Source organism: [Bacillus] caldolyticus (assembly GCF_003595605.1).
Taxonomy (GTDB): domain Bacteria; phylum Bacillota; class Bacilli; order Bacillales; family Anoxybacillaceae; genus Geobacillus; species Geobacillus thermoleovorans.
This window is the reverse complement of the sequence record NZ_CP025074.1, coordinates 2,522,760-2,547,285: the sequence shown is the minus strand read 5'-3', so window position 1 is coordinate 2,547,285 and position 24,526 is coordinate 2,522,760. Positions and strand designations below refer to the sequence as shown.

At 54.3% G+C, this 24,526-nt stretch carries 30 protein-coding genes and 1 riboswitch; of the genes, 3 read left to right on the top strand and 27 right to left on the bottom strand.

Annotated features, from left to right (window positions below; all coding sequences use genetic code 11):
• Positions 1–7: 7 nt before the first annotated feature.
• Entirely contained in the window at positions 8–904 is an 897-nt protein-coding gene (lipA, locus tag CWI35_RS13155; protein ID WP_013144325.1) for a lipoyl synthase, read from the bottom strand.
• A gap of 166 nt (positions 905–1,070) precedes the next feature.
• Here lipA and CWI35_RS13150 point away from each other — a divergent pair, with 166 nt between their 5' ends.
• Positions 1,071–2,060 (top strand): M23 family metallopeptidase, encoded by a 990-nt coding sequence (locus tag CWI35_RS13150; RefSeq protein WP_011232445.1) that lies wholly within the window; start codon positions 1,071–1,073, stop codon positions 2,058–2,060.
• On the opposite strand, the gene CWI35_RS13145 is transcribed toward CWI35_RS13150, so the two are convergent.
• The 11 genes from CWI35_RS13145 to CWI35_RS13095 form a co-directional block, all read right to left on the bottom strand.
• The gene (locus CWI35_RS13145; RefSeq protein WP_227456685.1) at positions 2,057–2,230 is read right to left on the bottom strand and encodes a hypothetical protein; all 174 of its coding nucleotides are present in this window, start codon (positions 2,228–2,230) and stop codon (positions 2,057–2,059) included. The two genes, CWI35_RS13150 and CWI35_RS13145, sit on opposite strands and share 4 nt — an antisense overlap.
• A gap of 78 nt (positions 2,231–2,308) precedes the next feature.
• Positions 2,309–3,016 (bottom strand): ABC transporter ATP-binding protein, encoded by a 708-nt coding sequence (locus CWI35_RS13140; RefSeq protein WP_011232446.1) that lies wholly within the window; start codon positions 3,014–3,016, stop codon positions 2,309–2,311.
• A 2-nt stretch (positions 3,017–3,018) separates the two neighbouring features.
• Positions 3,019–3,798 carry an ABC transporter ATP-binding protein gene (locus CWI35_RS13135; protein WP_011232447.1) on the bottom strand — a complete coding sequence of 260 codons (780 nt, stop codon included), beginning with the start codon at positions 3,796–3,798 and terminating at the stop codon, positions 3,019–3,021.
• On the bottom strand, positions 3,773–4,747 hold the full coding sequence (locus CWI35_RS13130) for a branched-chain amino acid ABC transporter permease (RefSeq protein ID WP_011232448.1): 975 nt from the start codon (positions 4,745–4,747) through the stop codon (positions 3,773–3,775). The genes CWI35_RS13135 and CWI35_RS13130 overlap by 26 nt, the downstream gene beginning before the upstream one ends.
• Before the next feature lie 16 nt (positions 4,748–4,763).
• The gene (locus CWI35_RS13125; protein WP_011232449.1) at positions 4,764–5,642 is read right to left on the bottom strand and encodes a branched-chain amino acid ABC transporter permease; all 879 of its coding nucleotides are present in this window, start codon (positions 5,640–5,642) and stop codon (positions 4,764–4,766) included.
• A 105-nt stretch (positions 5,643–5,747) separates the two neighbouring features.
• The gene (locus CWI35_RS13120; RefSeq protein ID WP_011232450.1) at positions 5,748–6,944 is read right to left on the bottom strand and encodes an ABC transporter substrate-binding protein; all 1,197 of its coding nucleotides are present in this window, start codon (positions 6,942–6,944) and stop codon (positions 5,748–5,750) included.
• Positions 6,945–7,578: 634 nt separating this feature from the next.
• Positions 7,579–8,325 (bottom strand): sporulation protein YunB, encoded by a 747-nt coding sequence (gene yunB, locus CWI35_RS13115; RefSeq protein ID WP_011232451.1) that lies wholly within the window; start codon positions 8,323–8,325, stop codon positions 7,579–7,581.
• 53 nt (positions 8,326–8,378) lie between these two features.
• Entirely contained in the window at positions 8,379–8,681 is a 303-nt protein-coding gene (locus tag CWI35_RS13110; protein WP_011232452.1) for a YunC family protein, read from the bottom strand.
• Between the two features lie 61 nt (positions 8,682–8,742).
• Positions 8,743–10,125, bottom strand: a complete 1,383-nt coding sequence (locus tag CWI35_RS13105; protein WP_011232453.1) for a bifunctional metallophosphatase/5'-nucleotidase — start codon at positions 10,123–10,125, stop codon at positions 8,743–8,745.
• 17 nt (positions 10,126–10,142) lie between these two features.
• The gene (locus tag CWI35_RS13100; protein WP_011232454.1) at positions 10,143–11,045 is read right to left on the bottom strand and encodes a sulfite exporter TauE/SafE family protein; all 903 of its coding nucleotides are present in this window, start codon (positions 11,043–11,045) and stop codon (positions 10,143–10,145) included.
• A gap of 23 nt (positions 11,046–11,068) precedes the next feature.
• On the bottom strand, positions 11,069–11,917 hold the full coding sequence (locus CWI35_RS13095; protein ID WP_011232455.1) for a DUF72 domain-containing protein: 849 nt from the start codon (positions 11,915–11,917) through the stop codon (positions 11,069–11,071).
• A gap of 195 nt (positions 11,918–12,112) precedes the next feature.
• On the opposite strand from CWI35_RS13095, the gene CWI35_RS13090 reads away from it, so the two are divergent.
• A complete protein-coding gene (locus CWI35_RS13090; protein ID WP_011232456.1) occupies positions 12,113–12,745 on the top strand; it encodes a LysE family translocator in 633 nt (210 codons plus the stop codon).
• Between the two features lie 259 nt (positions 12,746–13,004).
• Here the strand turns inward: CWI35_RS13090 and sufB are convergent, their stop codons facing one another.
• From sufB to CWI35_RS13060, 6 genes are all read right to left on the bottom strand, one after another.
• Complete coding sequence (sufB, locus tag CWI35_RS13085; protein ID WP_011232461.1) at positions 13,005–14,402, bottom strand: Fe-S cluster assembly protein SufB; 1,398 nt, start codon at positions 14,400–14,402, stop codon at positions 13,005–13,007.
• 6 nt (positions 14,403–14,408) lie between these two features.
• The gene (gene sufU / locus CWI35_RS13080; protein ID WP_013144310.1) at positions 14,409–14,858 is read right to left on the bottom strand and encodes a Fe-S cluster assembly sulfur transfer protein SufU; all 450 of its coding nucleotides are present in this window, start codon (positions 14,856–14,858) and stop codon (positions 14,409–14,411) included.
• Positions 14,848–16,068, bottom strand: a complete 1,221-nt coding sequence (locus tag CWI35_RS13075) for a cysteine desulfurase (RefSeq protein WP_062898907.1) — start codon at positions 16,066–16,068, stop codon at positions 14,848–14,850. The genes sufU and CWI35_RS13075 overlap by 11 nt, the downstream gene beginning before the upstream one ends.
• Positions 16,065–17,375, bottom strand: a complete 1,311-nt coding sequence (gene sufD, locus CWI35_RS13070) for a Fe-S cluster assembly protein SufD (RefSeq protein ID WP_011232464.1) — start codon at positions 17,373–17,375, stop codon at positions 16,065–16,067. Before sufD ends, CWI35_RS13075 begins: the two co-directional genes overlap by 4 nt.
• Positions 17,376–17,392: 17 nt before the next feature.
• Complete coding sequence (gene sufC, locus CWI35_RS13065) at positions 17,393–18,172, bottom strand: Fe-S cluster assembly ATPase SufC (protein WP_011232465.1); 780 nt, start codon at positions 18,170–18,172, stop codon at positions 17,393–17,395.
• A 232-nt stretch (positions 18,173–18,404) separates the two neighbouring features.
• Positions 18,405–18,767: a carboxymuconolactone decarboxylase family protein gene (locus CWI35_RS13060; RefSeq protein ID WP_011232466.1), complete on the bottom strand. Its 363-nt coding sequence runs from the start codon at positions 18,765–18,767 to the stop codon at positions 18,405–18,407.
• Positions 18,768–18,943: 176 nt separating this feature from the next.
• On the opposite strand from CWI35_RS13060, the gene CWI35_RS13055 reads away from it, so the two are divergent.
• Positions 18,944–19,135 (top strand): hypothetical protein, encoded by a 192-nt coding sequence (locus CWI35_RS13055; protein WP_014196683.1) that lies wholly within the window; start codon positions 18,944–18,946, stop codon positions 19,133–19,135.
• 127 nt (positions 19,136–19,262) lie between these two features.
• Here CWI35_RS13055 and CWI35_RS13050 read toward each other — a convergent pair whose 3' ends face one another.
• The 9 genes from CWI35_RS13050 to CWI35_RS13010 form a co-directional block, all read right to left on the bottom strand.
• Positions 19,263–20,114 (bottom strand): MetQ/NlpA family ABC transporter substrate-binding protein, encoded by an 852-nt coding sequence (locus CWI35_RS13050; protein ID WP_119877836.1) that lies wholly within the window; start codon positions 20,112–20,114, stop codon positions 19,263–19,265.
• A gap of 15 nt (positions 20,115–20,129) precedes the next feature.
• Positions 20,130–20,798: a methionine ABC transporter permease gene (locus CWI35_RS13045; protein ID WP_011232468.1), complete on the bottom strand. Its 669-nt coding sequence runs from the start codon at positions 20,796–20,798 to the stop codon at positions 20,130–20,132.
• Positions 20,788–21,816: a methionine ABC transporter ATP-binding protein gene (locus CWI35_RS13040; protein WP_011232469.1), complete on the bottom strand. Its 1,029-nt coding sequence runs from the start codon at positions 21,814–21,816 to the stop codon at positions 20,788–20,790. Before CWI35_RS13040 ends, CWI35_RS13045 begins: the two co-directional genes overlap by 11 nt.
• 87 nt (positions 21,817–21,903) lie before the next feature.
• A riboswitch (SAM riboswitch) is annotated at positions 21,904–22,013 on the bottom strand.
• 73 nt (positions 22,014–22,086) lie between these two features.
• Positions 22,087–22,434: a hypothetical protein gene (locus CWI35_RS13035; RefSeq protein ID WP_025039296.1), complete on the bottom strand. Its 348-nt coding sequence runs from the start codon at positions 22,432–22,434 to the stop codon at positions 22,087–22,089.
• A gap of 146 nt (positions 22,435–22,580) precedes the next feature.
• Complete coding sequence (locus CWI35_RS13030) at positions 22,581–22,898, bottom strand: thioredoxin family protein (protein WP_011232471.1); 318 nt, start codon at positions 22,896–22,898, stop codon at positions 22,581–22,583.
• Positions 22,895–23,254: a toprim domain-containing protein gene (locus CWI35_RS13025; protein WP_011232472.1), complete on the bottom strand. Its 360-nt coding sequence runs from the start codon at positions 23,252–23,254 to the stop codon at positions 22,895–22,897. The genes CWI35_RS13030 and CWI35_RS13025 overlap by 4 nt, the downstream gene beginning before the upstream one ends.
• Before the next feature lie 98 nt (positions 23,255–23,352).
• Complete coding sequence (locus CWI35_RS13020) at positions 23,353–23,589, bottom strand: YusG family protein (protein ID WP_011232473.1); 237 nt, start codon at positions 23,587–23,589, stop codon at positions 23,353–23,355.
• A 75-nt stretch (positions 23,590–23,664) separates the two neighbouring features.
• Positions 23,665–24,048: a glycine cleavage system protein GcvH gene (gene gcvH / locus CWI35_RS13015; protein ID WP_011232474.1), complete on the bottom strand. Its 384-nt coding sequence runs from the start codon at positions 24,046–24,048 to the stop codon at positions 23,665–23,667.
• 96 nt (positions 24,049–24,144) lie between these two features.
• Positions 24,145–24,510: an arsenate reductase family protein gene (locus CWI35_RS13010; protein ID WP_011232475.1), complete on the bottom strand. Its 366-nt coding sequence runs from the start codon at positions 24,508–24,510 to the stop codon at positions 24,145–24,147.
• Positions 24,511–24,526: the final 16 nt, after the last annotated feature.

Below are 24,526 nucleotides of genomic sequence, written 5' to 3'. Positions count from 1 at the left end.
TTGGATGTTACGCTTTCAACTGCCGCGCTTTCGCCGCCTCGCTCACCTGCTCATCGGCATGGTACGACGAGCGGACGAGCGGCCCCGCTTCACAATGGCTGAACCCTTTGCTCAACGCGATTTCTTTCAGCTCTTGAAACTCGTCCGGATGGTAATATTTCACGACCTTCAAATGCTTTTTCGTCGGTTGCAAATACTGGCCGATCGTCAAAATGTCGACATGGTTGGCGCGCAAGTCATCCATCGCTTCAATGATTTCCTCTTTCGTTTCCCCAAGGCCGACCATGATGCTCGATTTCGTCGGAATGTCCGGCTGCAATTCTTTCGCGCGCCGCAAAAACTCAAGCGAACGTTCGTACGTCGCGCGGGCGCGCACCCTTGGAGTCAAGCGGCGCACCGTTTCGATGTTATGGTTTAAAATGTCAGGGCGGGCATCCATCAAAATTTTCAAGTTTTCATACACCCCGCCCATATCCGACGGCAGCACCTCGATCGTCGTAAACGGGTTTTTCCGGCGGATGGCGCGCACCGTTTCGGCGAATACCGCCGCCCCGCCGTCTTTTAGGTCATCGCGGGCGACGGCGGTGACGACGACGTGTTTCAAGTTCATGATGCGCACCGATTCCGCGACGCGTTCCGGCTCCTGCCAATCGAGCTCGGTCGGCAGCCCGGTTTTGACGGCGCAGAAGCGGCAGGCGCGCGTGCAGACGCTGCCTAAAATCATAAACGTCGCCGTCCGCCGTACGGCCCAGCATTCGTGAATGTTTGGGCACTTCGCTTCCTCGCAAACGGTATGTAAACGGTTTTCCCGCATCAGCTTCTTTAAACCGATATAATTCTCGTTCGTGTTCAACTTGATTTTCAACCAGTCCGGCTTGCGGACGTGTTCTTCTTTCGTCGCCATCGTTCTCACTCCACTTGTCGATGATTGTTCATTTCTCATTATAATGAAAAGCGCAGGAAAACACAAAAAAATCGTCCATCAGACGATTTTCCTCCTTTTAACATTTATGAAATTCCCGTTTCTCCCCAAACTAAACATATGAAACGGGCGGAAAGGGGGAATACGCGTGCATCGATGGCTTGCCGCCATATCGGCGGCAGCGATGCTGTGGATCGCCGCCGGCGCGGCTTCGGCGGCGGAACAGGAAGAAGCGATGTATGAAAAGCGAATGGAGCTGTACAAAAAGGCCGAAGCCGTTTCCTTGATCCCGTGGTATTACTTTGCGGCCATTGACCAGTATGAGCGAAACGTCCGGCAAGTGCGCCGCGACCTGCCCAAGCCAGCCGGCGTTCTCGGCATTTATATGAAGCCGGAAATATGGGCCGGGCCGCTGAACAAAAACCCGCATGATACAGACCCGTTCACCATCTCCCAGTTTGGCGGCCTTGGCGTGGACGGAGACGGCGACGGCTATGCGCGGGCGGATGACGATGACGATGTGATCATGGCCATGGCCCGCTATTTGCAGACGTACGGCATCGATCACCGCCATATCAAAATCGCGCTTTGGAACTATTACCAACGCGCCAAAACCGTCGACTTGATTTTAGGAAAGGCGAGAATTTATAAAAAGTATCAGACGTTGAAATTGGACAACCACGTGTTTCCGCTTCCGCTAGGAGCCAATTACAGCTACCGCGATACATGGGGGGATGCGCGCGGCTGGGGCGGGCGGCGCATTCATGAAGGAACCGACATTTTCGCCGGCTACGGCGTTCCGGTGCGCTCGACGTGCTATGGCATCGTCGAGCTGAAAGGGTGGAACAAATACGGCGGCTGGCGCATCGGCATCCGCGACATCAACAACACGTACCATTACTTTGCCCATTTGAACGGCTTCGCCGCCGATCTTCGCGAGGGGCAAATCGTCGAGCCGGGGACGATCATCGGTTCGGTCGGCAGCTCTGGCTACGGTCCGCCCGGCACGGCGGGGAAATTTCCGCCCCATCTTCACTACGGCATGTACAAAGACAACGGCTATACCGAATGGGCGTTTGACCCGTACCCGCACTTAAAAGCATGGGAGCGGGCCGAGCGGCAACAACGGCGCCGCTAGCCGCGCGGGGGCTGGCGCGACGGGGTTCTCTCCGCCAACGCCAGCCGCCCAAATAAGCGGCATGTTTTTTCAAGAGCAGAGACGTCCCGGACGCCGATGTTTCCCGTCCGTCCATCCCAGCCGGCGTTCGCCGGCCGAAACGGCAATGACGGAAAAAGGCTGATCTCCAAGTTGGAATCAGCCTTTTTTCCACGGCGGCACAACCGTCCGAAACGGCTTTCCGCTGACGTTCTTCCGCCTATCGCTTCTCAATGCCCGCCCAAATACGCCTGCTTCACCTGCTCGCTCGCCTGCAGCTCGCTCGCCGTTCCCGACAAGACGACGCGCCCCGATTCAAGGACATAGGCGCGATGGGCGATGGAGAGCGCCATATGGGCGTTTTGTTCGACAAGCAAAATCGTCGTCCCCGACTCGTTGATTTCCTGAATGATGCGGAAAATCGTCTTGACCAAAAGCGGCGCGAGCCCCATTGACGGTTCGTCAAGCAAGAGCAGCTTCGGGCGCGCCATGAGCGCGCGGCCGATGGCGAGCATTTGCTGCTCGCCGCCCGAAAGCGTGCCGGCCAGCTGCTTGCGCCGCTCCTCAAGGCGCGGGAACAGCTGAAAGACTTTGGCAAAGTCTTGTTGAATGCCTTCTTTGTCTTTGCGCAAAAACGCGCCGAGCTCCAAGTTTTCCTCGACCGTCATATTGGCGAAAACGCGCCTCCCTTCCGGCACGTGGGAAATGCCTTGCTTGACGATCGTCTGCGCCGCCTTGCCGGCGATCGAGGCTCCCTCATACACGATGTCGCCGTTTTTCGGCCTAAGCAGCCCGGAAATGGTTTTCAGAAGCGTCGTTTTCCCCGCGCCGTTCGCCCCGATCAGCGTGACGATCTCGCCTTTGTTCACCTCAAGCGATACGCCTTTTAAGGCATGAATGTTGCCGTAAAACACATCGATTCCATCCACTTTCAACATGGTCACGACACCTCCTCGCCAAGGTAAGCCTCGATCACTTTCGGGTTGCTGCGCACTTGTTCCGGCGTGCCTTCGGCGATCAGCTGGCCGTGATCCAACACGTAAATGCGCTCGCATATGCCCATCACAAGCGACATATCATGCTCAATCAACAAAATCGTCAACGCAAACCGTTCGCGAATGAACGCAATCAACTTCATCAATTCTTTCGTTTCTTGCGGGTTCATGCCGGCGGCTGGCTCGTCAAGCAAAAGCACTTTTGGCTGCGCCGCCAGCGCCCGAGCGATCTCAAGCCGGCGCTGCTGGCCGTACGGCAAGTTTTTCGCCTTCTCGTGCATGACGCCATCAAGCTGAAAAATGTTCAAAAACTCGATCGCCTTTTCTTCCATTTCCTTTTCACCGCGGAAATGGGACGGGAGGCGGAGAATGGAGCTCGCGATCGAATGGCGGGCGTGCGCATGGTAGGCGACTTTCACGTTGTCGAGCACCGACAGCTCGCCGAACAGGCGAATGTTTTGAAACGTCCGGCTGATCCCTTTGCGCGTAATTTTATACGGCGGCAGGCCGTTCAACGTCTCGCCGTCAAGCATAATCCGCCCGTCAGTCGGCACATACACGCCCGTCAATAAGTTAAACAGCGTCGTTTTCCCCGCGCCGTTCGGGCCGATGAGCCCGACAAGCTCCCCTTGATACAGCTCCATCGTCACACCGGAGAGCGCCTTCAGCCCGCCAAACTGGATGCCGACGTTTTCTGCCTTAAGCAACGGTGTTTTTGCCGCCATGATTCATTCCTCCCTGCGCTGCCTTCCGCCATTTGAAGAGCGAAGATAGTTCTTTCGTCCCCATCAGCCCGGTTGGACGGTACAGCATCACCAAAATCAAGACGATGCTGTAAATGATCATCCGCGTTTCCGGATAGTTTTGCAAGAACGTCGAAACGATCGTCAGCAGCACCGCCGCCACCACCGCGCCGGATAGGCTGCCGAGCCCGCCGAGCACGACGAAAATCAAAATGTCAAACGATTTTAAAAAGCCGAAGTTCGACGGCTGAATGATGTAAAAGTGATGGGCGTACAGCGCCCCGGCGATGCCGGCGAAAAACGAACCGATCGCAAACGCCGCCACTTTGTAATACGTCGTATTGATCCCCATGGCATCAGCGGCGATTTCATCCTCGCGAATCGAAATGCACGCCCGTCCGTGCGTCGAGTTCGTGAAGTTGGCGATCACCAAAATCGTGACAAACAGGCAGGCGAACACCCACGGCCATGTCGTCATATGCGTCACCGTCATGCCGCTCGCCCCGCCGACGTAATCGATGTTCAAGAGCGCGATGCGGACAATTTCGCCAAACCCAAGCGTGGCGATCGCCAAGTAATCGCCTTTTAAACGCAGGCTCGGCACGCCGATGACGAGGCCGGCGAGCATCGCCGCGATCCCAGCGGTCAAGACGCCGACCGCAAACGGCAGCTGCAGCTTCATCGTCATGACGGCTGAAGCGTAAGCGCCGACGGCGAAAAAGCCGGCATGTCCAATCGAAAACTGTCCGGTGATGCCGATGATCAAGTGAAGGCTCGCCGCCAGCATGACGTTGATCGCCATGAAAAAGAGCGTGTTGACGTAAAACACATTGAGCGTCCCGCTTGCAATCAGCCACTCGACAACAGCGAAAAAGGCGAAGGCCAGTATGACGGAAACCCAAAATCCACGAGTCCGCTTCCAAGTTGCCATTGTCCCCTACCATCCTTTACACTTTTTCTCGTACGTTCTTGCCAAACAATCCGGCCGGCCGGAAAATGAGAATGAGAATTAAAATGACAAACGCCACTCCGTCGCGCCAAAGCGAGTAGCCGAGCCCGCTGACGAGCGATTCGATGACGCCAAGCAAAAGCCCCCCGACCATCGCTCCCGGAATGATGCCGATTCCGCCCAACACGGCGGCGACAAACGCTTTCAATCCGGGAAGAATGCCCATCAATGGCTCGATTTTTGTATAATAAATGCCGAAAATAACGCCTGCCGCCCCCGCAAGCGCCGAACCGATGGCGAACGTGGCCGAAATCGTGTTGTCGACGTTGATTCCCATCAACCGGGCCGCTTCCGCATCATGGGAAACAGCGCGCATCGCTTTCCCGATTTTTGTCCGGTGAACGATGAACTGAAGAAGGATCATCAAAACGAGGGACGTGCCGAGGATGAACAGCGACTGGCTGCTGATGACAACCCCAAACAGCTTCAAGTTCCGATCCGGCAGCAGCGTGCTCGGATACGCTTCCGGCTGGGCCCCGCGCAAATAAATCGTGACGTACTCAATCAAGAGCGATACGCCGATCGCCGTAATGAGCACTGCGATGCGCGCCGCATTGCGCAGCGGCTTGTAGGCAATCCGCTCGATGATCATCCCAAGCACGGCGCAAGAGGCCATCGCCAGCAAAAGCGCCGGGAAAAAGCCGACACCAAGCATCGTTACGGCATAAAAACCGACGAATGAACCGACCATAAAGACGTCGCCATGGGCGAAGTTAATGAGCCGAACAATGCCGTACACCATCGTATAGCCAAGAGCGATGAGCGCATAAATGCTGCCTAGCGAAATGCCGTTGACCAGCTGTTGAATGAGTTCCATGATCGCACGCTCCTTAACGAAAACTCGTCGTTGACCAAAAGAAATGCCGGACAGGAGGGCGCCCCTTAGGGGCCTCCCCCGTCCATGCATCCATCCAGCCTTTCATTACGGATTCACTTTCGTTTTGAATTGCTGCTGCCCGTCTTTGTATTCCAAAATGGCCGCCGATTTGACCGGGTCATGGTTTTCATTGAGCGTCATCGTGCCGGAGACGAGCTGCAAATCTTTCGTTTGCGCCAGCGCGTCTTTAATTTTCACCGGATCGGCGCTGCCGGCCCGCTTGATGGCGTCGGCCAGGAAGTAGGCTGTATCATAGCCAAGCGCGTTGAACGCATCCGGCGCTTTGTTGTATTTCGCTTTAAAGGCTTTCACAAACTCTTGAATTTTCGGATCCGGGTCGCCCGACGAATAATGGTTCGTGATGTACGTGTTGTTCAACGCGTCTTTGCCCGCGATCTCGACCAGCTTCGGCGAATCCCAGCCGTCGCCGCCCATGATCGGCACGTTCAAGCCAAGCTCGCGCGCCTGCTTGACGATGAGGCCGACTTCTTCATAATAGCCCGGCAGGAAAATGAACTCTGGATTCTTTGATTTTATGCGCGTCAGCGTCGCACGGAAATCGGTGTCTTTCGCGACATACGCCTCTTCAGCGACAATTTTGCCGCCGCCTTGCGTGAACGCGTCTTTAAACGAAGCGGCCAGCCCTTTCGAATAGTCGCTCGAGCTGTCGATCAACACCGCCGCGTTTTTCACTTTCAGTTCGTTCAAGGCGAATTTGGCCGCCACCGTCCCTTGGAACGGGTCGATAAAGCACGTCCGGAAGACGAACTCGTTCACTTTGCCGTCTTTGTTCGTGATCGTCGGGTTCGTGCCTGTCGGCGTAATGAGCGGCACTTTATTGTCGTTGGCGACTTGCACTTGAGCGAGCGTGTTCGTGCTCGTCGCCGAGCCGATGATGGCGACGACTTTATCCTGGCTGATCAACTTGATCGCGCCGTTCGTCGCTTCGGCCGCTTCCGATTTGTTGTCGACTTTCACCAACTCCAGCTTTTTGCCGTTGATTCCTTCTTTGTTGATTTCCTCAAGCGCCAAGTCGAGCCCTTCCGCAATCGACTGGCCGTATGACGCGACCCCGCCGGACAGCTCAAGGTTGGCGCCGATTTTAATCACATCGCCGCCCCCGCCTCCGCCGCTGTTTCCGCCTGAAGAACTGCCTCCTTGCTGGTTGCCGCCGCAGCCGGCCAAAAGACCCGCCGTCAGCATCAATGAGAAAAAGACACCTGCTGCTCTTTTTTTCTTCATTTCTTGTTCCCCCCATTGTTCAAAATGTTCTGTCACCAGAGCGCACACCTTTTTCTGCATACTATATCGATAGAGTCCGTCTGCCTTGTGCGCTCGTGCGCCGCGCCGGATGGCGCCGCAAACTGATGCATGCCTTCCGATGCCGGCCGTTCATTCCCCCTCTCAAACTGCTATGTAAATAATAAAACTATTTTCAATTTAATATAATATTACAAAATTCGAACCAACTCGTCTAGTTGTTTTCTATTTGAAAAACAAAAAAAGCTGTTTCCTCTTGACAAACGCCAGAGAAACAGCCAAAGCCCCTTCGCCGGGAAGAACACTTTTTTTGCATAACATTTCCATGTTTCTGTCAAAACCATTCCCAACGGCTGACGCGGGCACCCGTCAACCTAACGGAACTATATAGATGCAATTTGAAGCTTTGCCATTTGCAGCTTTTACCCGAGTATTTGATCGACTGTCGGGCGACCGAACAACGCCGCTTAAAGACCCATATATGGGTCTGTGAAGCAGGCGGTTGTTCGATCCTCCGTCACGCCTTGGCTTGCCTTCGACAGTCGAACGAGAACGATCGATTTAGGAAGATGACAGTCGCCGGCCTTTTAGAGGCGCGCATTGACAGCCTTTCCCACTACCGCTTCGGAAGCTGGATGGACGGGCCGACTTGACCGCCGTTTTTGTTGTAAAATTGCGGCACTTCTCCCGGAATAAAGCGCATCACAACTGGAATATCTGTTGTCACATTGGAAATTTTCGATGCAAAAGGAATGACGACTTGGATGTCGACCGATACATGAATATCAATTTCAATAAAAAAACTGTTAATATCATACGCTCGAATTTCTTTCGTCACTTCCGAGTCGACATTGCCAACGATCTGAAACTGCACCGGAATGCGCGGGCCGAGGTTGGCCAAGAGGGCATTATCCGTGATTTTTCCAAGCGGAATGTAATAAATGATGCCGCGGCTGTTTCCAGTTCCGGACTCGACTTCGGGAAGGACCATCCGTTCAAGCCGTCCTTCTGTCGCCGCCTTTAAGCTTTCCATCACATGATCATCCGTCTCCGATAAGATGCGATTGATCACCGCGGTGTCAAAATCGACCGACACAATTTTGCCGCTTTCGTCCTTTTGAACCGTGACCAGCTGCCGAAATTCAGGGTTGTCTTTTTGAAACTGCTGCTCAATGGCGTTATTGATCACCAAGTTGGCAATCCGCTTCGTTTCCGTTTCCGCAATCTCCATGAGCACCGGCTTAATGCCTTTATTGACAATCCAAAGGCTTACCGCCGTCGAGAACATAAAAAAAACGAACGTCAATAAAAACACATAGCGGAACGGGAGCGGCCCCTTCCGCACGAATCGGGGGCGCAACAAAATGAAAATCCCTCCTTTACAAGCTATATGTATGCTTGCAAGGAGGGATTTTTTCACCGCATTTTCAACAGCGCCTCTCTTCCTTTCATTCCCTCTTCAATGCCGAGCTCCAAAGCGGCGACTGTCACCGATTCGAGCGGCGCCTCGAGCAGCTGTTCAATCGTACGCACCCCGACCGCCCGCCCGGCGATAATGCCGCGATCACGCAATTTCTCATTCAACAGCGCCACATCGAGCGCTCCGCACATAATGTACCCTTTTTCACCCGCCACCGCCAACAAATTCGTTTTCGGCAGCTGGACGGACACAGCAATAAACGGATGTCCGTCAATGATGATCGGCTTCACTTCGACCATCGCCGCAGTCACTCTCCTTTCCATACTCCAATGTATGAAGCATGGAAAAAGAAGTGCCTGCCTATTGGGCCAATTTCCAAGCGAGAAGATCGCGCAAAAACTCCGGCATGTAATACGTTTTTTCCGCCGCCCGCTGAATTTGCGGATAAAAGTGGCCGATCGCAAACATATCGGTCGTCGCCACCTCATACGTGCGCTCGGGATCGAGCGGCTCGCCGTTGATCATAATGCGGCGGATATGCCATTGACCGTCCTCCTCGAGCCCGGCCTCGATGTCCACGCCGTCGTACACCATTTCCCCCATCACTTCGCCGCGGAAGCCAAACCCTTTAAACTGCCAATGCTTCATCCGTTCCGTGTTGGCCTCAAGGATAATCTCTTTGAGCTCCGCGCCGCGCAGCTTCACCTTGCACGGGTTGAGCGGATGCGGGCAAATGCGATGCAAATCTTTTTTCGTCACCGGCCCTTTCGCAAGCGGCGCAAGCAGCACGCCGGCGTTAACCATGCCAATGTCCGCTTGGCACCACTCACGCAAAGCGGAAGCAAGCAAATTCCCAAGCGGCGACGGGGCGAACCAGTCAAGCGGCAAGTCATCATGGAGCACGGCGACTTGTTCCGCTTCAAGCCGCGCCAAACTTTCCTGCTCAAGACAAACAAGATGGCGCTCGACCGCCTCGGAGCGGGGCAATGGTTCGACATCCACGACCGTCGCGGATGCCCTGGACAGCCGGTTTTGGTCAATCTCCAGCTTGACCACCCCAACATATTTTCCGTATTTCCCCGCCGCGCAAAGCAGTGTTTGATTCAATGTTTTTCCTTCTGGAAACACATGGTGGGTGTGAGCGCCTAAAATAATGTCCACGCCTGGGATCGTCGCAGCGATTTTTTCATCCTCATTCACCCCAAGATGAGACAGCACAACGACGCAATCGGCCTTTTGCCTCACTTCCTCCACCGCCGCTGCCAACATGTCAAACGGCGGAACGATCTTCCAGCCGAGCAGCTCGTAAAAGTGAGAAAACGGAGCGGTGGCGCCAACCACCCCAATGCGAAACGTCTCCGTCGCCGGGATGACGACATACGGCAACGCCCAATGCGGCCGCACGCCATCGCGGCGAAACAAATTGGCGACAACGACCGGAAACCGAGCCTGTTCGTACAACGTATCCAGTTCATCATGATCAAGGGTGATCCCTTCGTTGTTGCCGATCGTCACCGCATCATAGTGAAGATCGTTCAATAAGTCCACATTCGCTTTTCCACGCGTCGCCTCGGTAATCGGGTGCACGCGGTCGAGAAAATCGCCCACATCAAACAAAAGCATCGCCTCGTTGCGCGCGCGATGCTCCCTTCTCCGTTCTGACAAAAAGCGGGCGATTTGCGGCCAATGTTCAAAATGGCTGTGCACGTCGTTCGTATGATAAATATAGACGGTTTGCTTCAATGCGCAAGCCTCCTTGGTTACGAAAAACTTTCGATCACAAGCCGAAGGCCAAGCAAAACGAGCACCATCCGAAGCACGACGACAAGCGTCCGGCTTGGCATCCGCTTATTGATCCACGCCCCGGTTTTCGCGCCGATCCATACGCCGGGAATGAGGGCAAGGGCAAACGACCATTGCACATTTCCCATCGCGACATGGGTGAGAGAACCGACGAGCGAGGACAAAAAAATCATCAACATCGACGTGGCGACCGCCACATGGGGCGGAAAGCGAAACAGCACGATCATCGCCGGCACCATGAGCGAGCCGCCGCCAATGCCAAACAACCCGCCGAAAAAGCCGACCACAAACGCGATGGCGATCGCGGCGAGCGGATAATAGCCGTACACGAACGTCTCCCCGTTCCGCTCCGTGTACGTGCGCATGACTTTCCGCGCCCACCACGATGCCCGTTTCAAGCGGGTTTCCGCTTTCGTCTCGGATCGGGATGACTCCCGTTCATTCTCCGTCGCCGCCGCCGTCTCGTCAGCCGAACGCTTCGTTTTCTTCCGGCTCAGCGACAAAAAGAGCGACATGGCGATTAAAAACAGCCCAAAATACAATGAAAAATGAGCGGCGCTCAGCGTATTGTTCACCCAAGCGCCGATGACCGCCCCGGGAACGCTGCCAAGGCAAAAGAGCAAGCCGCTTTGATAGTCGACCATTTTGTCTTTCATATACGACAATGTGGACGATAAGCCATTGAAAATAATGACGACAAGCGACGTGCCGACCGCCACTTGCGGCGTCACCGCCGACAGCCAGCCGAGCGCGCCGAAAAACAGAAGCGACGGCACGATGATCACCCCGCCGCCAAGGCCGGCCAAACTGCCGACCGTCCCCGCGATAAAGCCGATCAAGACAAGCAACGCATACGCCATCCTCCATCCCCCTCTTCCCCGCTTCAAAACAAACCAAGCTGCCGCGGCGCCAGGCCCGTGTACTCAATGCCAAGCAAATCGATCAATTGTTTGGCGTTGTCGGCGGCATCGCCGCCGGAGTTGTTGTTAAACAGCACGTAAATCTGTTTCGTTTTTTGTTTTAATGCCTCTATATGGCGCACCCACTCGCGCAGCTCGCGCTCATTGTACCGGTATAAATAGCGGACCGCCCTCCAGTTCTCGCCGGCCGTCGCCTTGTTCCAGCCGTGGACATTCCGTCCGTGCAGGCGGATGAGCGTCTTTTCCCGGTCGGTCGGATGCAAAACGGTCGGCACCGACCCTTCCCCCGCCTGCGGCTCGTCGCAAATTGTGTGAATCCACCCTTCCTCTTCCATAAAGTGAAGCGTTTTTTCATAAAAGCGCGGCGAAAACCATGATTGGTGCCGAAATTCGAGCGCCGCCGGCACCTCCCCCATCCGCGCTTTTGTCCAGCGCAAGTACGCCACATGCTCGCGCCGACAGTCAAACCACGGCGGAAACTGAAACAGCACCATCGCCAATTTCCCCGCTTCCTGAAACGGCGCGATCGATTCCAGAAACGCGGCAAACATCGCTTCCTTGCTTTCATACGGAATCGGGCCGCGCTCATGCCCGGTCATTCCTTGGTATGCCTTCACGATAAACTGAAACGACGGCGGCGTCTCGCGAATCCACTTTTCCACGTTCGAACGCGGCTGAATGGCGTAAAAGTACGAATCGACCTCGACCGTCGGAAAATGGGCCGCGTATTCCAGCAACTTGTCTTTCGCCGCAAGACCTGGCGGATAGAGGTTGTCATGATCCCCCCAACCAGTCAGTCCGATGTAAATCATCACGATCACCAATTCGTTCGATTTCCAGCTATCTTCACTATACCATAAGCGCGGGCGGCGCGAAATAAAAATGACCGCCGCACCATCAAGGGCAATGTCAGTTCATAGATTCATAACGTCCATAATTTACAATCGAGGAACGATTGCGATACAATGATACCCATCGAAACATTCTGACAATGGGAGGGCTGTCCAATGATCCATCTGTACCCGTTTCTTCTCTTATCGATATTTTTGATTGTGCTGCCCGGCCCCGACACAGCGGTGGTGACCAAAAACACCATTTCCGCAGGGAAGATCGGCGGCTTGAAAACCGCACTAGGGGTTTGCTGCGCCTTGTTTCTCCACACCGCCGCGGCGTCGCTCGGGCTTTCCGCCGTCATTATGCAATCGGCCTTGCTGTTTTCGATCCTGAAGTATGTGGGTGCTGTGTACTTAACGTATTTAGGCGTTAAGGCATTATATGGGGTCATGAAAAAAGGCGAAGCCCCCAGTGTGGAAACGGACATCAGAGGAGGAGGAGAACATACCGCCTGCTTCAAGCAAGGGTTTCTGACCGATTTCTTAAATCCGAAAGTGGCGGCCTTTTTCTTAACCTTTTTGCCGCAATTCGTAGCACCGGGCTCGCACTCCTTTGTTCCGTTTCTCCTGATGGGGGCGGCTTATACGGCGATGACCGCGATATGGTTTTTGTTTTACATTTCCTTCATCCATTATATCAGCGATTTCATGAAGCGGCCGAAAACGAAGAAATGGATCGAAGGCATCACGGGCACGGTGATGATCGGGTTCGGCATCAAATTGGCGCTTGAAAAAGTCCAGAGCTAAACAGGAAGACCGGGCGCGGCTGAACAGAGCCGCCTGGCATGTGAAATGAAAGACAGGGGAGCGCCCAAAAAGAGCGCTCCCCTAAAAACATGCTCCCATGAGGGAAGAAATGGCCTGCGGAGCGGCCTTGACGCTTCCGGAGATCACCGGAAAGAATGAGGGACGGCGGCCGCTCCCTTGTTTTGTCCTGCGTTGATCATGTGGGCGTTTTGTGGGTCAAGCGCCCACGCTGGAGCGCTCCACCCTTGATTCATCAAGCTTACCCAATGCTTCCTTCCATCTCGAATTTGATCAAGCGGTTCATCTCGACCGCGTATTCCATCGGCAGCTCCCTTGTAAACGGCTCGATGAAGCCCATGACGATCATTTCCGTCGCTTCCTGCTCGGAAATGCCGCGGCTCATCAAGTAGAACAGCTGCTCTTCCGACACTTTCGACACTTTCGCTTCGTGTTCGAGCGACACGTTGTCGTTTAAAATTTCGTTGTACGGAATGGTATCGGATGTCGACTGATTGTCGAGAATGAGCGTATCGCATTCGATGTTCGAGCGCGAGCCGGACGCTTTGCGGCCGAAATGGACCATGCCGCGATACGTCACCTTGCCGCCTTGTTTGGAGATCGACTTCGAGACGATCGTCGATGACGTATTCGGGGCCAAATGGATCATTTTCGCCCCGGCGTCTTGATGCTGCCCTTTGCCGGCGATGGCGATCGACAGCGTCAAGCCGCGCGCCCCTTCGCCTTTTAAGATGACGGCCGGGTATTTCATCGTCAGCTTCGAGCCGATGTTGCCGTCGATCCATTCCATCGTCGCGTTTTCTTCGCAGACGGCGCGCTTCGTCACCAAGTTGAAGACGTTGTTCGCCCAGTTTTGGATCGTCGTGTAGCGGCAGTAGGCGCCTTTTTTGACGATGATTTCCACAACCGCGCTATGAAGCGAGTTCGTCGTGTAAATCGGCGCTGTACAGCCTTCGACGTAATGGACGTGCGCCCCTTCGTCCACGATGATGAGCGTCCGTTCAAACTGCCCCATGTTTTCCGAGTTGATGCGGAAGTACGCCTGAAGCGGCGTATCGACTTTGACGCCTTTCGGGACGTAGATGAACGAACCGCCCGACCAGACGGCCGAGTTGAGCGCCGCAAATTTGTTGTCCGTCGGCGGCACGACTTTGGCGAAATACTCGCGGAACAAGTCTTCGTTTTCCTTCAGCGCCGAGTCGGTGTCTTTAAAGATGACACCGAGTTTTTCGAGGTCTTCTTTCATGTTGTGGTAGACGACTTCCGATTCGTATTGCGCCGAGACGCCGGCCAAATATTTTTGTTCCGCCTCTGGAATCCCTAATTTATCGAACGTCGCTTTGATCTCCGCCGGCACCTCATCCCACGAACGGCCCGATTTTTCCGTCGGTTTGACGTAGTACGTAATTTCATCGAAATCGAGGCTTGACAAGTCGCCGCCCCATTGCGGCATCGGTTTGCTGTAGAAGATGTCGAGCGCTTTTAAGCGGAACTCGAGCATCCATTGCGGCTCGTTTTTCATCCGCGAAATTTCTTCGACGACTTCACGCGTCAGGCCGCGCTGGGCGCGGAAGACGGAGACGTCTTTATCGACGAAGCCGTACTTGTATTCACCAATTTCCGGGGCTTTTTTCGCCATCTCGGTTCACCTTCCTTCATGTTCATGATTGTGCAGCCCTTTTTCGAGCGCTTTCCACGCCAACGTCGCGCATTTAATGCGGGCGGGAAATTTGGAAACGCCTTGGAGCGCCTCGATGTCGCCAAGATCGACCGAATCGTCGTACTCTTTCCCTTGGATCATGTCGGAAAAAATGTGGGCGAGCCGAAGCGCTTCCTCCACCGTTTTTCCTTTGATCGCCTGCGTCATCATCGACGCCGACGACATTGAAATCGAACAGCCTTCGCCTTCAAATTTGACGTCGGCGACTTTTCCGTCTTCGACTTTCATCGTCAAGTGGATGCGGTCGCCGCACGTCGGGTTGTTCATGTTGACATCGACGTTCGTTCCTTCAAGCACCCCGCGGTTTCGCGGGTTTTTATAATGATCCATAATGACTTGGCGGTAAAGCTGATCCAACGGATGGTTAGAAGACATGGCTGAAGTACTCCTTCGCTTTCTGTAATGCGGCGATGAATGCATCGATTTCCTCTTTGGTATTGTAAAGGTAAAAGCTCGCCCGGGCGGTCGCCGTCACGCCGAGCCATTTCATGAGCGGCTGGGCGCAATGGTGGCCGGCGCGGATGGCGATTCCTTCGGCGTCAAGGACAGTCGCCACATCGTGCGGATGCACCCCGTCGATGTTGAACGTGACAAGCCCCGCCCGCTCTTTCGGGCCATAGACGGTGACGCCTTCGATGTCCGCCATTCGTTCAAGCGCATATTGCGCCAGCTCATGCTCATGGGCGGCGATGGCGTCCAAGCCTACTTGTTCAAGGAAATCGATCGCTGCACCAAGGCCAATCGCCCCGGCGATGATCGGCGTGCCGCCTTCAAACTTCCACGGCAGCTCTTTCCACGTCGAGTCGTACAGCTCGACAAAATCGATCATTTCACCGCCGAACTCGATTGGCTCCATCTGCGCAAGCCATTTCTTTTTGCCATATAATACGCCGATTCCCGTCGGCCCGCACATTTTATGGCCGGAAAGGGCGAGAAAATCGCAATCAAGTTCCTGAACATCGACCTTCATATGCGGAGCGCTTTGCGCCGCATCGACGACGACGACCGCCCCGCGCTCATGGGCGATGCGGGCGATCTCCCGCACCGGGTTGATCGTCCCAAGAACGTTGGACACATGGGCGATGGCGACGATCTTCGCCGCTTTGGTGATGGCCGCCTCAACGTCGCGCAAATCGATCGTGCCGTCTTCCTGCAGCGGAATGTATTTCAGCGTTGCGCCCGTTTGTTTCGCCAGCTGCTGCCATGGGATTAAGTTGCTGTGATGCTCCATGTACGTGATGACGATCTCGTCGCCTTCTTTGACATTGGCGCGCCCGTAGCTTGCAGCGACCAAGTTGAGCGCAGCGGTCGTGCCGCGCGTAAAGATGATTTCCTGCGCCGATTGGGCGTTTAAAAACCGCCGCACTTTTTCGCGCGCGCCTTCGTACGCATCGGTCGCCTTCGTCCCGAGCGTATGGACGCCGCGGTGGACGTTCGAGTTGTACTCGCGGTAGTAGCGGTCAAGCGTCTCAATCACCGGCAGCGGCTTTTGCGACGTCGCCGCGCTGTCAAAATAGACGAGCGGATGGCCGTTCACTTGCTGATGCAAAATCGGAAACAACGCGCGAATTTCGTTCACATTCATGATTGAACTTTCCTTTCAATCACTTCAATTAATTGGTTTTTCACGCCTTCAAGCGGAATCGCCTCGACAACCGGCGCCAAAAAGCCGTGGATGATGAGCCGTTCCGCATCGCGTCTCGGAATGCCGCGGCTCATTAAGTAATACAATTGGATCGGATCGACGCGTCCCACCGATGCCGCGTGGCCCGCCATGACGTCGTCTTCATCAATGAGCAAAATCGGGTTCGCATCGCCGCGCGCTTTTTCGCTCAGCATCAGGACGCGCGACTCCTGGTCGGCGTTTGACTTCGACGCGCCGTGCTCAATTTTGCCGATGCCGTTGAAAATCGAGGTCGCGCTGTCGCGGACGACGCCATGTTTTAAAATGTAACCTTCCGTATGCCTGCCGTAATGGACGACGCTGGTCGTAAAGTTTTGCACTTGCTCGCCGCGGCTGACCGCGACTGTTTTCGTATCGCCGAACGAGCCGTCGCCGACAAGGCGGGTGATGTTCTCGGAGACCGTGTTGCCGTCATTCATCAGCCCGAGCGCCCATTCGATCCGTCCGTCGCGCCCGGCGATGCCGCGCCGATTGACATACGTCGTTGTGCCTTTGGCCAAATGGTCGACGGCGGCGAAAAAGACGCTTGCGTTCGCTTGGGCAAACACCTCGGCGGCCACATTGACGACCGCTTTTCCTTCTCGGCTTGCCGATATATAGTTTTCGACAAACACGACGCGGCTGTTGTCTTCCGCGACAATGATCACGTGGTTAAACAAGGCGATGTCATCTTCGTCTTGAATATAGACCGCCTGAAGCGGCGTTTCAATCTCCACGTTTTTCGGGACATAGACAAACACGCCGCCGTTGAGCAGCGCCGCATGGAGCGCGGCAAGGCGGTGCTCATCCGGCTTGACCGCCGTCATCAAATAGTTTTTCAGCAAGTCGCCATGCTCGCGCGCTGCTGTGAAGATGTCGGTAAAAATGACGCCTTTTTCTTTTAATTCATCGGACAGCGACACGTACGCCGGCGTATGGTTGCGCTGCACGTACAAGTTTTTCGTTCCTTCGCCCGCCTCGATGAGCGCCTTGACCGCTTCCGGCAAATCGTCAAGACCATCATACGGCGCGCTGTCGACCGTGTGGCGGGCGAACTCGGTGAAATTCCATTTGTCGATTTTCGTCTTCTCCGGTTTCGGAAGCGGCAGCCGCTCCGCCAGCCGAAGCGCCTCAAGGCGCCGCGCCGTCAGCCAGTCCGGCTCGCCGCGCCCGCTTGAGAACGTGCGGATGTATGTTTCATCGAATGGGATTTTCGTTTCTGTCGCCATAATCCTCCTCCTAACGCTTACGCTTCTTGTCCGACCGTTTCGTCTTCAATGCCAAGCTCTTTTTTGATCCAGTCGTACCCTTCCGCCTCAAGCCGCTGCGCCAGTTCCGGACCGCCGGATTTGACGATGCGCCCTTGCATCATGACGTGCACGTAATCCGGCGTGATGTAGTTCAATAACCGTTGGTAGTGAGTGATGATCAAACAGCCGAATTCGCTGCTGCGCATTTCGTTGACGCCTTTGGCGACAATTTTCAGCGCGTCAATGTCCAATCCGGAGTCGATCTCGTCCAAAATGGCGATTTTCGGTTCAAGCATCATCAGCTGCAAAATTTCATTTCGCTTTTTCTCCCCGCCCGAGAATCCTTCGTTCAAGTAACGGTGCGCCATATCCGGGTTCATTTCGAGAAACGCCATTTTTTCATCGAGCTTGCGGATGAATTTCATGAGCGAAATTTCGTTGCCCTCGCCAAGCCGGGCATTGATCGCAGCGCGCAAAAAGTCGGCGTTCGTCACTCCACTGATTTCGCTTGGGTATTGCATCGCCAAAAACAGGCCGGCGCGCGCCCGTTCGTCGACTTCCATCTCAAGGACATCCTGGCCGTCGAGCGTCACCGATCCTTCTGTCACTTCATATTTTGGATGGCCCATAATGGCCGATGCCAGCGTCGACTTCCCCGTTCCGTTCGGACCCATGATGGCGTGGATTTCCCCGCCTTTGACTTCCAAGTCCACTCCTTTTAAAATTTCTTTTCCCTCCACGGCGACGTGGAGATTGCGAATCGTCAATACCGCCATGCAGCATACCTCCAATTCCCGATTGAGAGTCAGTTCGCTCGCTTGTCTTCTAGCGATCGTTCATTCTCATTTTATTCTCATTATAATTTTATAACAAATGAAAACTACCTGCAACTTTCCCGCTCTGTTTTCACTATGACCGTGTGAAAAAACAGCGCCTTTTACTATTTTACACGAAAACCTCAAGCTTGTACGAGTTTTTGCAAAAAAAAGACCCCGTTTTTTCCGGAGTCTAGTGAGCCGCCCGCAGCTCGCGGAGGCATTCTTGCACGAGCGTCACCGCCTGGCTCATCGCCGCCCCGCCGCCAAACGCGGCCGCCACCGCGCACGCTTCCAAAATTTCTTGTTCGGACGCTCCTTCATCAAGGCAGCCTTTCGCATGGTAAATCGTGCAATACTCATCTTGCGTCGCCAAGCTGATGCCAAGGGCGATCAATTGTTTTTCTTTTTTCGACAGCGCTCCCTCGGCAAAACAAGCTTCCGTAAATGCGTTAAACCGTTCCGCTACGTTCGGAAGTTTTTGGGTAAACGCCCCAAGCCCTTCCTTGTAGTGGCGAAGCGCGGATTCGACCGATGCATATGTTCCGTTGTTCATCTCCGTTTTCCTCCTTTGCTCGTGTCTGCTGTTAGTATGCATGAAGGAAAACGAAATTAAACAACGAATGGTATTGAAAGCGTGTGGAAACACCACCGTTTCGCGATCATAGATGGAACGTCATGATGAAAACCGCCTGTTCTGTTCAACTTCCATCATCAATACAAAAGGGGGAAATGCGATTGATTCGTTGGGTTGTCTTTGCCTTAACAGCCGCTTTCGCTTCGTTTTTGACGTGGATCATCATCGGCAACACCCTCGGTGAACAGGGAGACGGCGCCTTCAGCTTAACGGCTGTGATCGTCCTGCAAAACTGCGTCATCATCGTTATGCTCGCCGCCGTACTGGCGCGTTTGAACGGCCGATGAAGAGCGGAGAAACAGGTCGGCCGCGGCGCCCTCGGATTCAGAATCGTTTTAACCTTTGCTGCTTTCTTTTCGTTTAAGGGGAGCGGCTTTTTGGGGACAAAAAAGAAACGGAAGCGAAACGCTCCCGTTATTGATTGTTTTCCGCCGCTGGAATGACGGCGCCGTGGTATTTTTCTTTAATGAAATCTTGGATTTCTTTCGATTGCAGCACTTCGACAAGCGTTTTGATTTCTTTCCGGTTTTCATCGCCTTTGCGCACCGCAATAATGTTCACATACGGATTGTTTTTCGGCGACTCAACGGCGATCGGGTCTTTCGCCGGGTCCAAACCGGCGTCAAGCGCATAGTTGGCGTTGATCAGCACCGCATCGCCTTCGCCGTTTTTGTAAATTTGCGGCAGAAGCCCGGCGTCGACATCGGCCTTAAATTTTAAATGCTTTGGATTTTCGATGATGTCATTGACTGTCGCTTTCGTTTTATCGACGCCCGGTTTCAATTTGATGAGCCCTTTTTCTTGCAACATCGATAAAATGCGGCCATGGTCGGCGACCGAGTTGCTCATGATGATCGTCGCGCCGTCCGGCAGTTCTTCAATGCTTTTGTATTTTTTCGAGTATAACCCGATCGGCTCGATATGAATGCCGCCGGCGTTGACGAAATCATAGCCGTACTCTTTCTTTTGCGATTCCAAATACGGAATGTGTTGGAAATAGTTTGCGTCGATTTGCTTCTCAGCCAGCGCTTTGTTCGGCAAGATGTAATCTTGGAACGTAATAATCTCCAAGTCGATGCCTTTTTTCTTCAAAAGCGGTTTCGCTTTTTCCAAAATTTCCGCATGCGGCACGTTCGACGCACCGACTTTCAACTTCACCAATTTGCCGTCTTTGCCGCCTTCCGCGCTGTCGTTATTGTTGCCGCCGCATGCCGCCAAAGCGAGCACGAGAATGGCGGCGAGCAACACACCCAACCATTTCTTCATCAGTTGTTTCCCCCTTTATCGTTTATCGATTTTCGAAGTGACAAAGTCACCGATCAGCTGAATGATAAATACAATGACCAACACCAATACGGTTGCGACAAATGTCACATCGTTATGGTTGCGCTGGAACCCTTCCAAATACGCCAAGTTCCCAAGCCCGCCGGCGCCGATGGCTCCAGCCATCGCTGTATAGCTGACGAGCGACACCGCCGTCACCGTAATGCCGGAGACAAGCGCCGGCAAAGACTCCGGCAGCAGCACTTTCCAAATGATCGTCCACGTTGAGGCGCCCATCGCTTGGGCTGCTTCGATGACGCCTTTATCAATTTCGCGAAGAGCGATTTCGACCATGCGGGCGTAAAACGGCGCGGCCCCAATGACCAAAGCCGGCAACGCCGCATTGGCGCCAAGCATCGTCCCGACGAGCCATGTTGTAAACGGAATGAGCAAAATGATCAAAATAATAAACGGAATAGAGCGGAAAATGTTCACAAACGCAGCAATCACTGTATTGACAAACCGGTTTTCCCATAGGTTGCCCTTCGCTGTCAAAAATAGAAGCAAGCCAAGAACGATTCCGAGGACGAAAGTGGCCGCCACCGCCACTCCCGTCATATACAGCGTCTCGACCGTCGCCGCCCACATCGTCTCCCATTGCACGTTCGGCAGGAGGTTAGCGAGCATCGTGAATCACCTCCACCGCCACCTGCTGGCGTTGAATATAGTCAAGCGCCCGGTCGATTTCATCCCTCGCCCCGTCGAGGTGCACGAACAGCACCCCATAGGCGCCTTGATGGGTTTGCGAAATTTTCCCTTGCAAAATGTTGACATCGACGGCAAACTGACGCACCACTTCGGTGATGAGCGGCTTTCCGGCTGCCGCGCCGACGAACGTCAGCTGCGCGATCAGCCCGCTCGGGTATTGGCCAAACAAATGAGAAATCGCCTCTTCCGTCTCCTCGGGCTCGATCAGCTGCTTGACGAACCGTTTCGTAATCGGTTGCTGCGGGTTGCGGAACACATGCAGCACTTCGCCTTGCTCGACGATTCGGCCGCTTTCCATCACCGCAACGCGGTCGCAAATTTTGCGGATGACGTGCATTTCATGGGTGATCAGCACAATCGTCAGCCCGAGACGCTTGTTGATGTCAACGAGCAAGTCCAAAATCGCATCGGTCGTCTGGGGGTCCAACGCCGATGTCGCCTCGTCGCACAGCAAGACTTTCGGGTTGTTGGCGAGCGCCCGGGCGATGCCGACCCGCTGCTTTTGCCCGCCGCTCAGCTGCGACGGGTAGGCATCCTCGCGCCCGGAAAGGCCGACAAGCTCGATCAATTCATCCACCCGCTTGTTCCGCTCCTCTTTCGGGACGCCGGCAATTTCAAGCGGAAAGGCAATGTTTTCCCTGACTGTGCGAGACCAAAGCAAGTTGAAATGCTGGAAAATCATCCCGATTTCTTGGCGCGCCTTGCGCAGCTCCCGCCCTTTCACGCGCGTCATATCGCGCCCGGCGACGACCACCCGGCCGCTCGTCGGCTTCTCGAGCCCATTGAGCAAGCGGATGAGCGTGCTTTTCCCCGCGCCGCTGTAGCCGATAATGCCGAAAATTTCCCCTTCGCGAATCTCAAGCGACACATTGTCGACAGCCGTGACCGAGCCGTTGGCCGCTTGATAGATTTTCGTCACTTGTTCGAGTGTAATCATCGTTTCACCTTCCTCCCCAAGCGGCAGAGCGCAAAAAGAAAACCTTTCTGCCCGCAGAGAACAGAAAGGTATTGTGCACCATTCCGTCTCTTATCTCTCAAAGCAGGCCGCTTTGTGTGAATTGGCACCATTTCAGCACATGCGCTGACGGTTGCCGGGCTTCATTGGGCACATCCCTCCACCTCTCTTGATAAGAGCGCAACAATCGCCTATTCAATTGACTACGAATGTGATTGTATCATTGTCTGTCGAAGCGTGTCAACATCTTTTTTATCCGACGTCCCGATAAGGCTTGGCCAAATGGAGGAGCGATTCAAGAAGCAAAAGCTGGCGGAAGCTTCCTGACACGTGCACTTCACGCAACCGGACGAGCTGCTGCAGCTTCAGTTCGCCGTTCAGCAGGGACGCGAGCGCCTCTTTGGAACCGCGCACCGTCAATGTTTTCCGTTCATCGTTTTCCATCCCTCTAGCGGCTGATTCCTTGCCGATCAACAGCAAGGCGGTTTCGTCATCGCTTTCAAACCGAACATACAGCTGCTCATCCGGCAAAATCGGCACCAAATGGCGCAACACTTGCATCCGTTCCACGAACTGCCCAACTAATTCACGCATTTCCATGGATATCCCCTCCCCCATTTTTATTTTTTTCACTTCCACCTGAAGAGGAGAAATCCTTTACAAAAATCTCGACAACCCGTTGACGAACGAGCGCCGTTTTTGTCATTTCCCAAGAAATGTGTCAAACAGCGTCAAAAAAAGGCGAATCATCGGGACGGCAAGCAGGCTTGAATCACTTCGTACAAATACGGAACGGAATGAAAGGCATACCACTTGCCTGCGACCGTTCCGTCCCTAAAAAGAAGCAGGCAAGGAACGCTTTCAATTTTCCACGCAACGGCCTGCTCAGGGATATAGTTGATGTCCGTTTCGTAAAACGGCAGCGCCGGAAACAACTGCTCCACCACCGTGAGCATCCGCCGCGCCAGCTGGCACGTGCCGCACAGCGGGGTATACAAGTAAAGGGCCAGAAGCGGCTCGACTTCCACCACTCGCATGACATCGTTTCGGTCGATCGCTTTCACTCGCCTCTTCCCCTCATGAGCGATTCGATGCGGACGTCGAAACGAGCGCGCAACAGCACTTGCGCCAAGTGCCAAGGCGGAGCGGCCGCCACTTCGCGATACGCCCGGTCAATGTAAAGATGCTCCGCCTCTGGAAACATGCGGCGAAACTGCCGGCGCAATTTTTCTCCCGCCTCATCGGCATCGGCCAAGACGTATACATCGCATCCTTCCAGCTCATCGGCCAGCTCCTCAAGGCGCGCATCACTGATCGTGCCGTTTGTGCAGACGATGACGACTGGTTCGTTCAGCACCGCCGCCACTTTTTGCTTGTCTGATCGCCCTTCGACGATGATCACTTTTTCCACGCGTCGCATGTCCGACCCACCTAACTTCAAATGAGGATACTATTATTGTATGTCTTGCGCCGGCCAAATGTTGAAAATGAAAAGCAACGGCCATCCACCGTTGCCTTTCAACACCAGCCCGCTTCCCCGTCGCAATCGACATATTTTTGGTCCGGCTCAACGGTAGCGGTCACCTGTTTGTAAATTCTTCCGTTTTGTTCGGTATACCCCTTTTTCAACGGGACGGCCGCCGGAAGCGGAAGGCGCCCGATGAGCTCTCCTTCCTCGTACAACTCCAGCGAGCGGCCGTTCAGTTTGCCGATGATCCGGTCCGTGACATCTATGCGCGTCGTTTGCAGCGCCATCGCGAGCACCCCTTTTTTCAATCAAATTCCGGTATGTATAGAGTGCCCGAATCGAAGCGAAGATTGCAGGAACGTTTATCCTTCGTTGATCATCGCCTCGTATTGTTCCGCCGTCAACAAATTGTCGATTTCGCTCAAATCATTCGGTTTGACGACGATCATCCACGCTTTGTCATACGGCGATTCGTTCACGTACTCCGGATGGTCATTTAACGCCTCATTCACTTCAACGACCGTGCCGCTGATCGGCGCATACAATTCCGAGACCGTTTTCACCGATTCAACGCTGCCGAACGGCTCGTTCGCCGTAACCTCTGCGCCGACTTCCGGCAGCTCGACAAAGACGATGTCGCCAAGCTCTGATTGGGCGTAATCCGTAATGCCGATGCGCACGTTCTCTCCTTCCACGCGCACCCACTCATGCTCCTTTGTATAGCGAAGTTCTTTCGGCGTGTTCATCGTATCCCTCCATTGCGACAAAATGTATATTCCTTTTCATCATAACCGATTTTCCGCAAAAACTCACTGAATTCACCCGATTTTGCAAAAAATTTTTTATGTCCCCGCCGCGAAAAACGCCTCGTATTCTTGTTCGCGAAAGCCCACGACGACCCGCTCGCCGTCCGTCAAAATCGGCCGTTTGACCAACATCCCGTCCGAGGCGAGCCAATCGAGCATCTCGTCTTCCGATGCGCGGTCGAGCTTGTCCTTCAAGCCAAGCTCGCGGTATTTCATCCCGCTCGTGTTGAAAAATTTTTTGAGCGGCAGCCCGCTTTGACGGTGCAAACGGGCGAGCTGCTCTTTCGTCAGCGGCTCGTCGACCAAATGCACCGTTTGCACCTCAATGCCGTGTTCATCCAACCATTTTTTCGCCTTCCGGCACGTTCCGCATTTTGGATACCAATAGAGCGTGAGCGCCATCTTCACTCCTCCCTTT

Excerpts from the sequence above, each read along its gene's own strand:
- lipA (WP_013144325.1), bottom strand. The coding sequence starts at position 904 with ATGGCGACGAAAGAAGAACACGTCCGCAAGCCGGACTGGTTGAAAATC.
- CWI35_RS13140 (WP_011232446.1), bottom strand. The coding sequence starts at position 3,016 with ATGTTGAAAGTGGATGGAATCGATGTGTTTTACGGCAACATTCATGCC.
- CWI35_RS13135 (WP_011232447.1), bottom strand. The coding sequence starts at position 3,798 with ATGGCGGCAAAAACACCGTTGCTTAAGGCAGAAAACGTCGGCATCCAG.
- CWI35_RS13130 (WP_011232448.1), bottom strand. The coding sequence starts at position 4,747 with ATGGCAACTTGGAAGCGGACTCGTGGATTTTGGGTTTCCGTCATACTG.
- CWI35_RS13125 (WP_011232449.1), bottom strand. The coding sequence starts at position 5,642 with ATGGAACTCATTCAACAGCTGGTCAACGGCATTTCGCTAGGCAGCATT.
- CWI35_RS13120 (WP_011232450.1), bottom strand. The coding sequence starts at position 6,944 with ATGAAGAAAAAAAGAGCAGCAGGTGTCTTTTTCTCATTGATGCTGACG.
- CWI35_RS13110 (WP_011232452.1), bottom strand. The coding sequence starts at position 8,681 with ATGGTCGAAGTGAAGCCGATCATCATTGACGGACATCCGTTTATTGCT.
- CWI35_RS13100 (WP_011232454.1), bottom strand. The coding sequence starts at position 11,045 with ATGGCGTATGCGTTGCTTGTCTTGATCGGCTTTATCGCGGGGACGGTC.
- CWI35_RS13095 (WP_011232455.1), bottom strand. The coding sequence starts at position 11,917 with ATGATTTACATCGGACTGACTGGTTGGGGGGATCATGACAACCTCTAT.
- CWI35_RS13090 (WP_011232456.1), top strand. The coding sequence starts at position 12,113 with ATGATCCATCTGTACCCGTTTCTTCTCTTATCGATATTTTTGATTGTG.
- sufB (WP_011232461.1), bottom strand. The coding sequence starts at position 14,402 with ATGGCGAAAAAAGCCCCGGAAATTGGTGAATACAAGTACGGCTTCGTC.
- sufU (WP_013144310.1), bottom strand. The coding sequence starts at position 14,858 with ATGTCTTCTAACCATCCGTTGGATCAGCTTTACCGCCAAGTCATTATG.
- CWI35_RS13075 (WP_062898907.1), bottom strand. The coding sequence starts at position 16,068 with ATGAATGTGAACGAAATTCGCGCGTTGTTTCCGATTTTGCATCAGCAA.
- sufD (WP_011232464.1), bottom strand. The coding sequence starts at position 17,375 with ATGGCGACAGAAACGAAAATCCCATTCGATGAAACATACATCCGCACG.
- sufC (WP_011232465.1), bottom strand. The coding sequence starts at position 18,172 with ATGGCGGTATTGACGATTCGCAATCTCCACGTCGCCGTGGAGGGAAAA.
- CWI35_RS13060 (WP_011232466.1), bottom strand. The coding sequence starts at position 18,767 with ATGAACAACGGAACATATGCATCGGTCGAATCCGCGCTTCGCCACTAC.
- CWI35_RS13055 (WP_014196683.1), top strand. The coding sequence starts at position 18,944 with ATGCGATTGATTCGTTGGGTTGTCTTTGCCTTAACAGCCGCTTTCGCT.
- CWI35_RS13050 (WP_119877836.1), bottom strand. The coding sequence starts at position 20,114 with ATGAAGAAATGGTTGGGTGTGTTGCTCGCCGCCATTCTCGTGCTCGCT.
- CWI35_RS13045 (WP_011232468.1), bottom strand. The coding sequence starts at position 20,798 with ATGCTCGCTAACCTCCTGCCGAACGTGCAATGGGAGACGATGTGGGCG.
- CWI35_RS13040 (WP_011232469.1), bottom strand. The coding sequence starts at position 21,816 with ATGATTACACTCGAACAAGTGACGAAAATCTATCAAGCGGCCAACGGC.
- CWI35_RS13035 (WP_025039296.1), bottom strand. The coding sequence starts at position 22,434 with ATGGAAATGCGTGAATTAGTTGGGCAGTTCGTGGAACGGATGCAAGTG.
- CWI35_RS13025 (WP_011232472.1), bottom strand. The coding sequence starts at position 23,254 with ATGCGACGCGTGGAAAAAGTGATCATCGTCGAAGGGCGATCAGACAAG.
- CWI35_RS13020 (WP_011232473.1), bottom strand. The coding sequence starts at position 23,589 with ATGGCGCTGCAAACGACGCGCATAGATGTCACGGACCGGATCATCGGC.
- gcvH (WP_011232474.1), bottom strand. The coding sequence starts at position 24,048 with ATGAACACGCCGAAAGAACTTCGCTATACAAAGGAGCATGAGTGGGTG.
- CWI35_RS13010 (WP_011232475.1), bottom strand. The coding sequence starts at position 24,510 with ATGGCGCTCACGCTCTATTGGTATCCAAAATGCGGAACGTGCCGGAAG.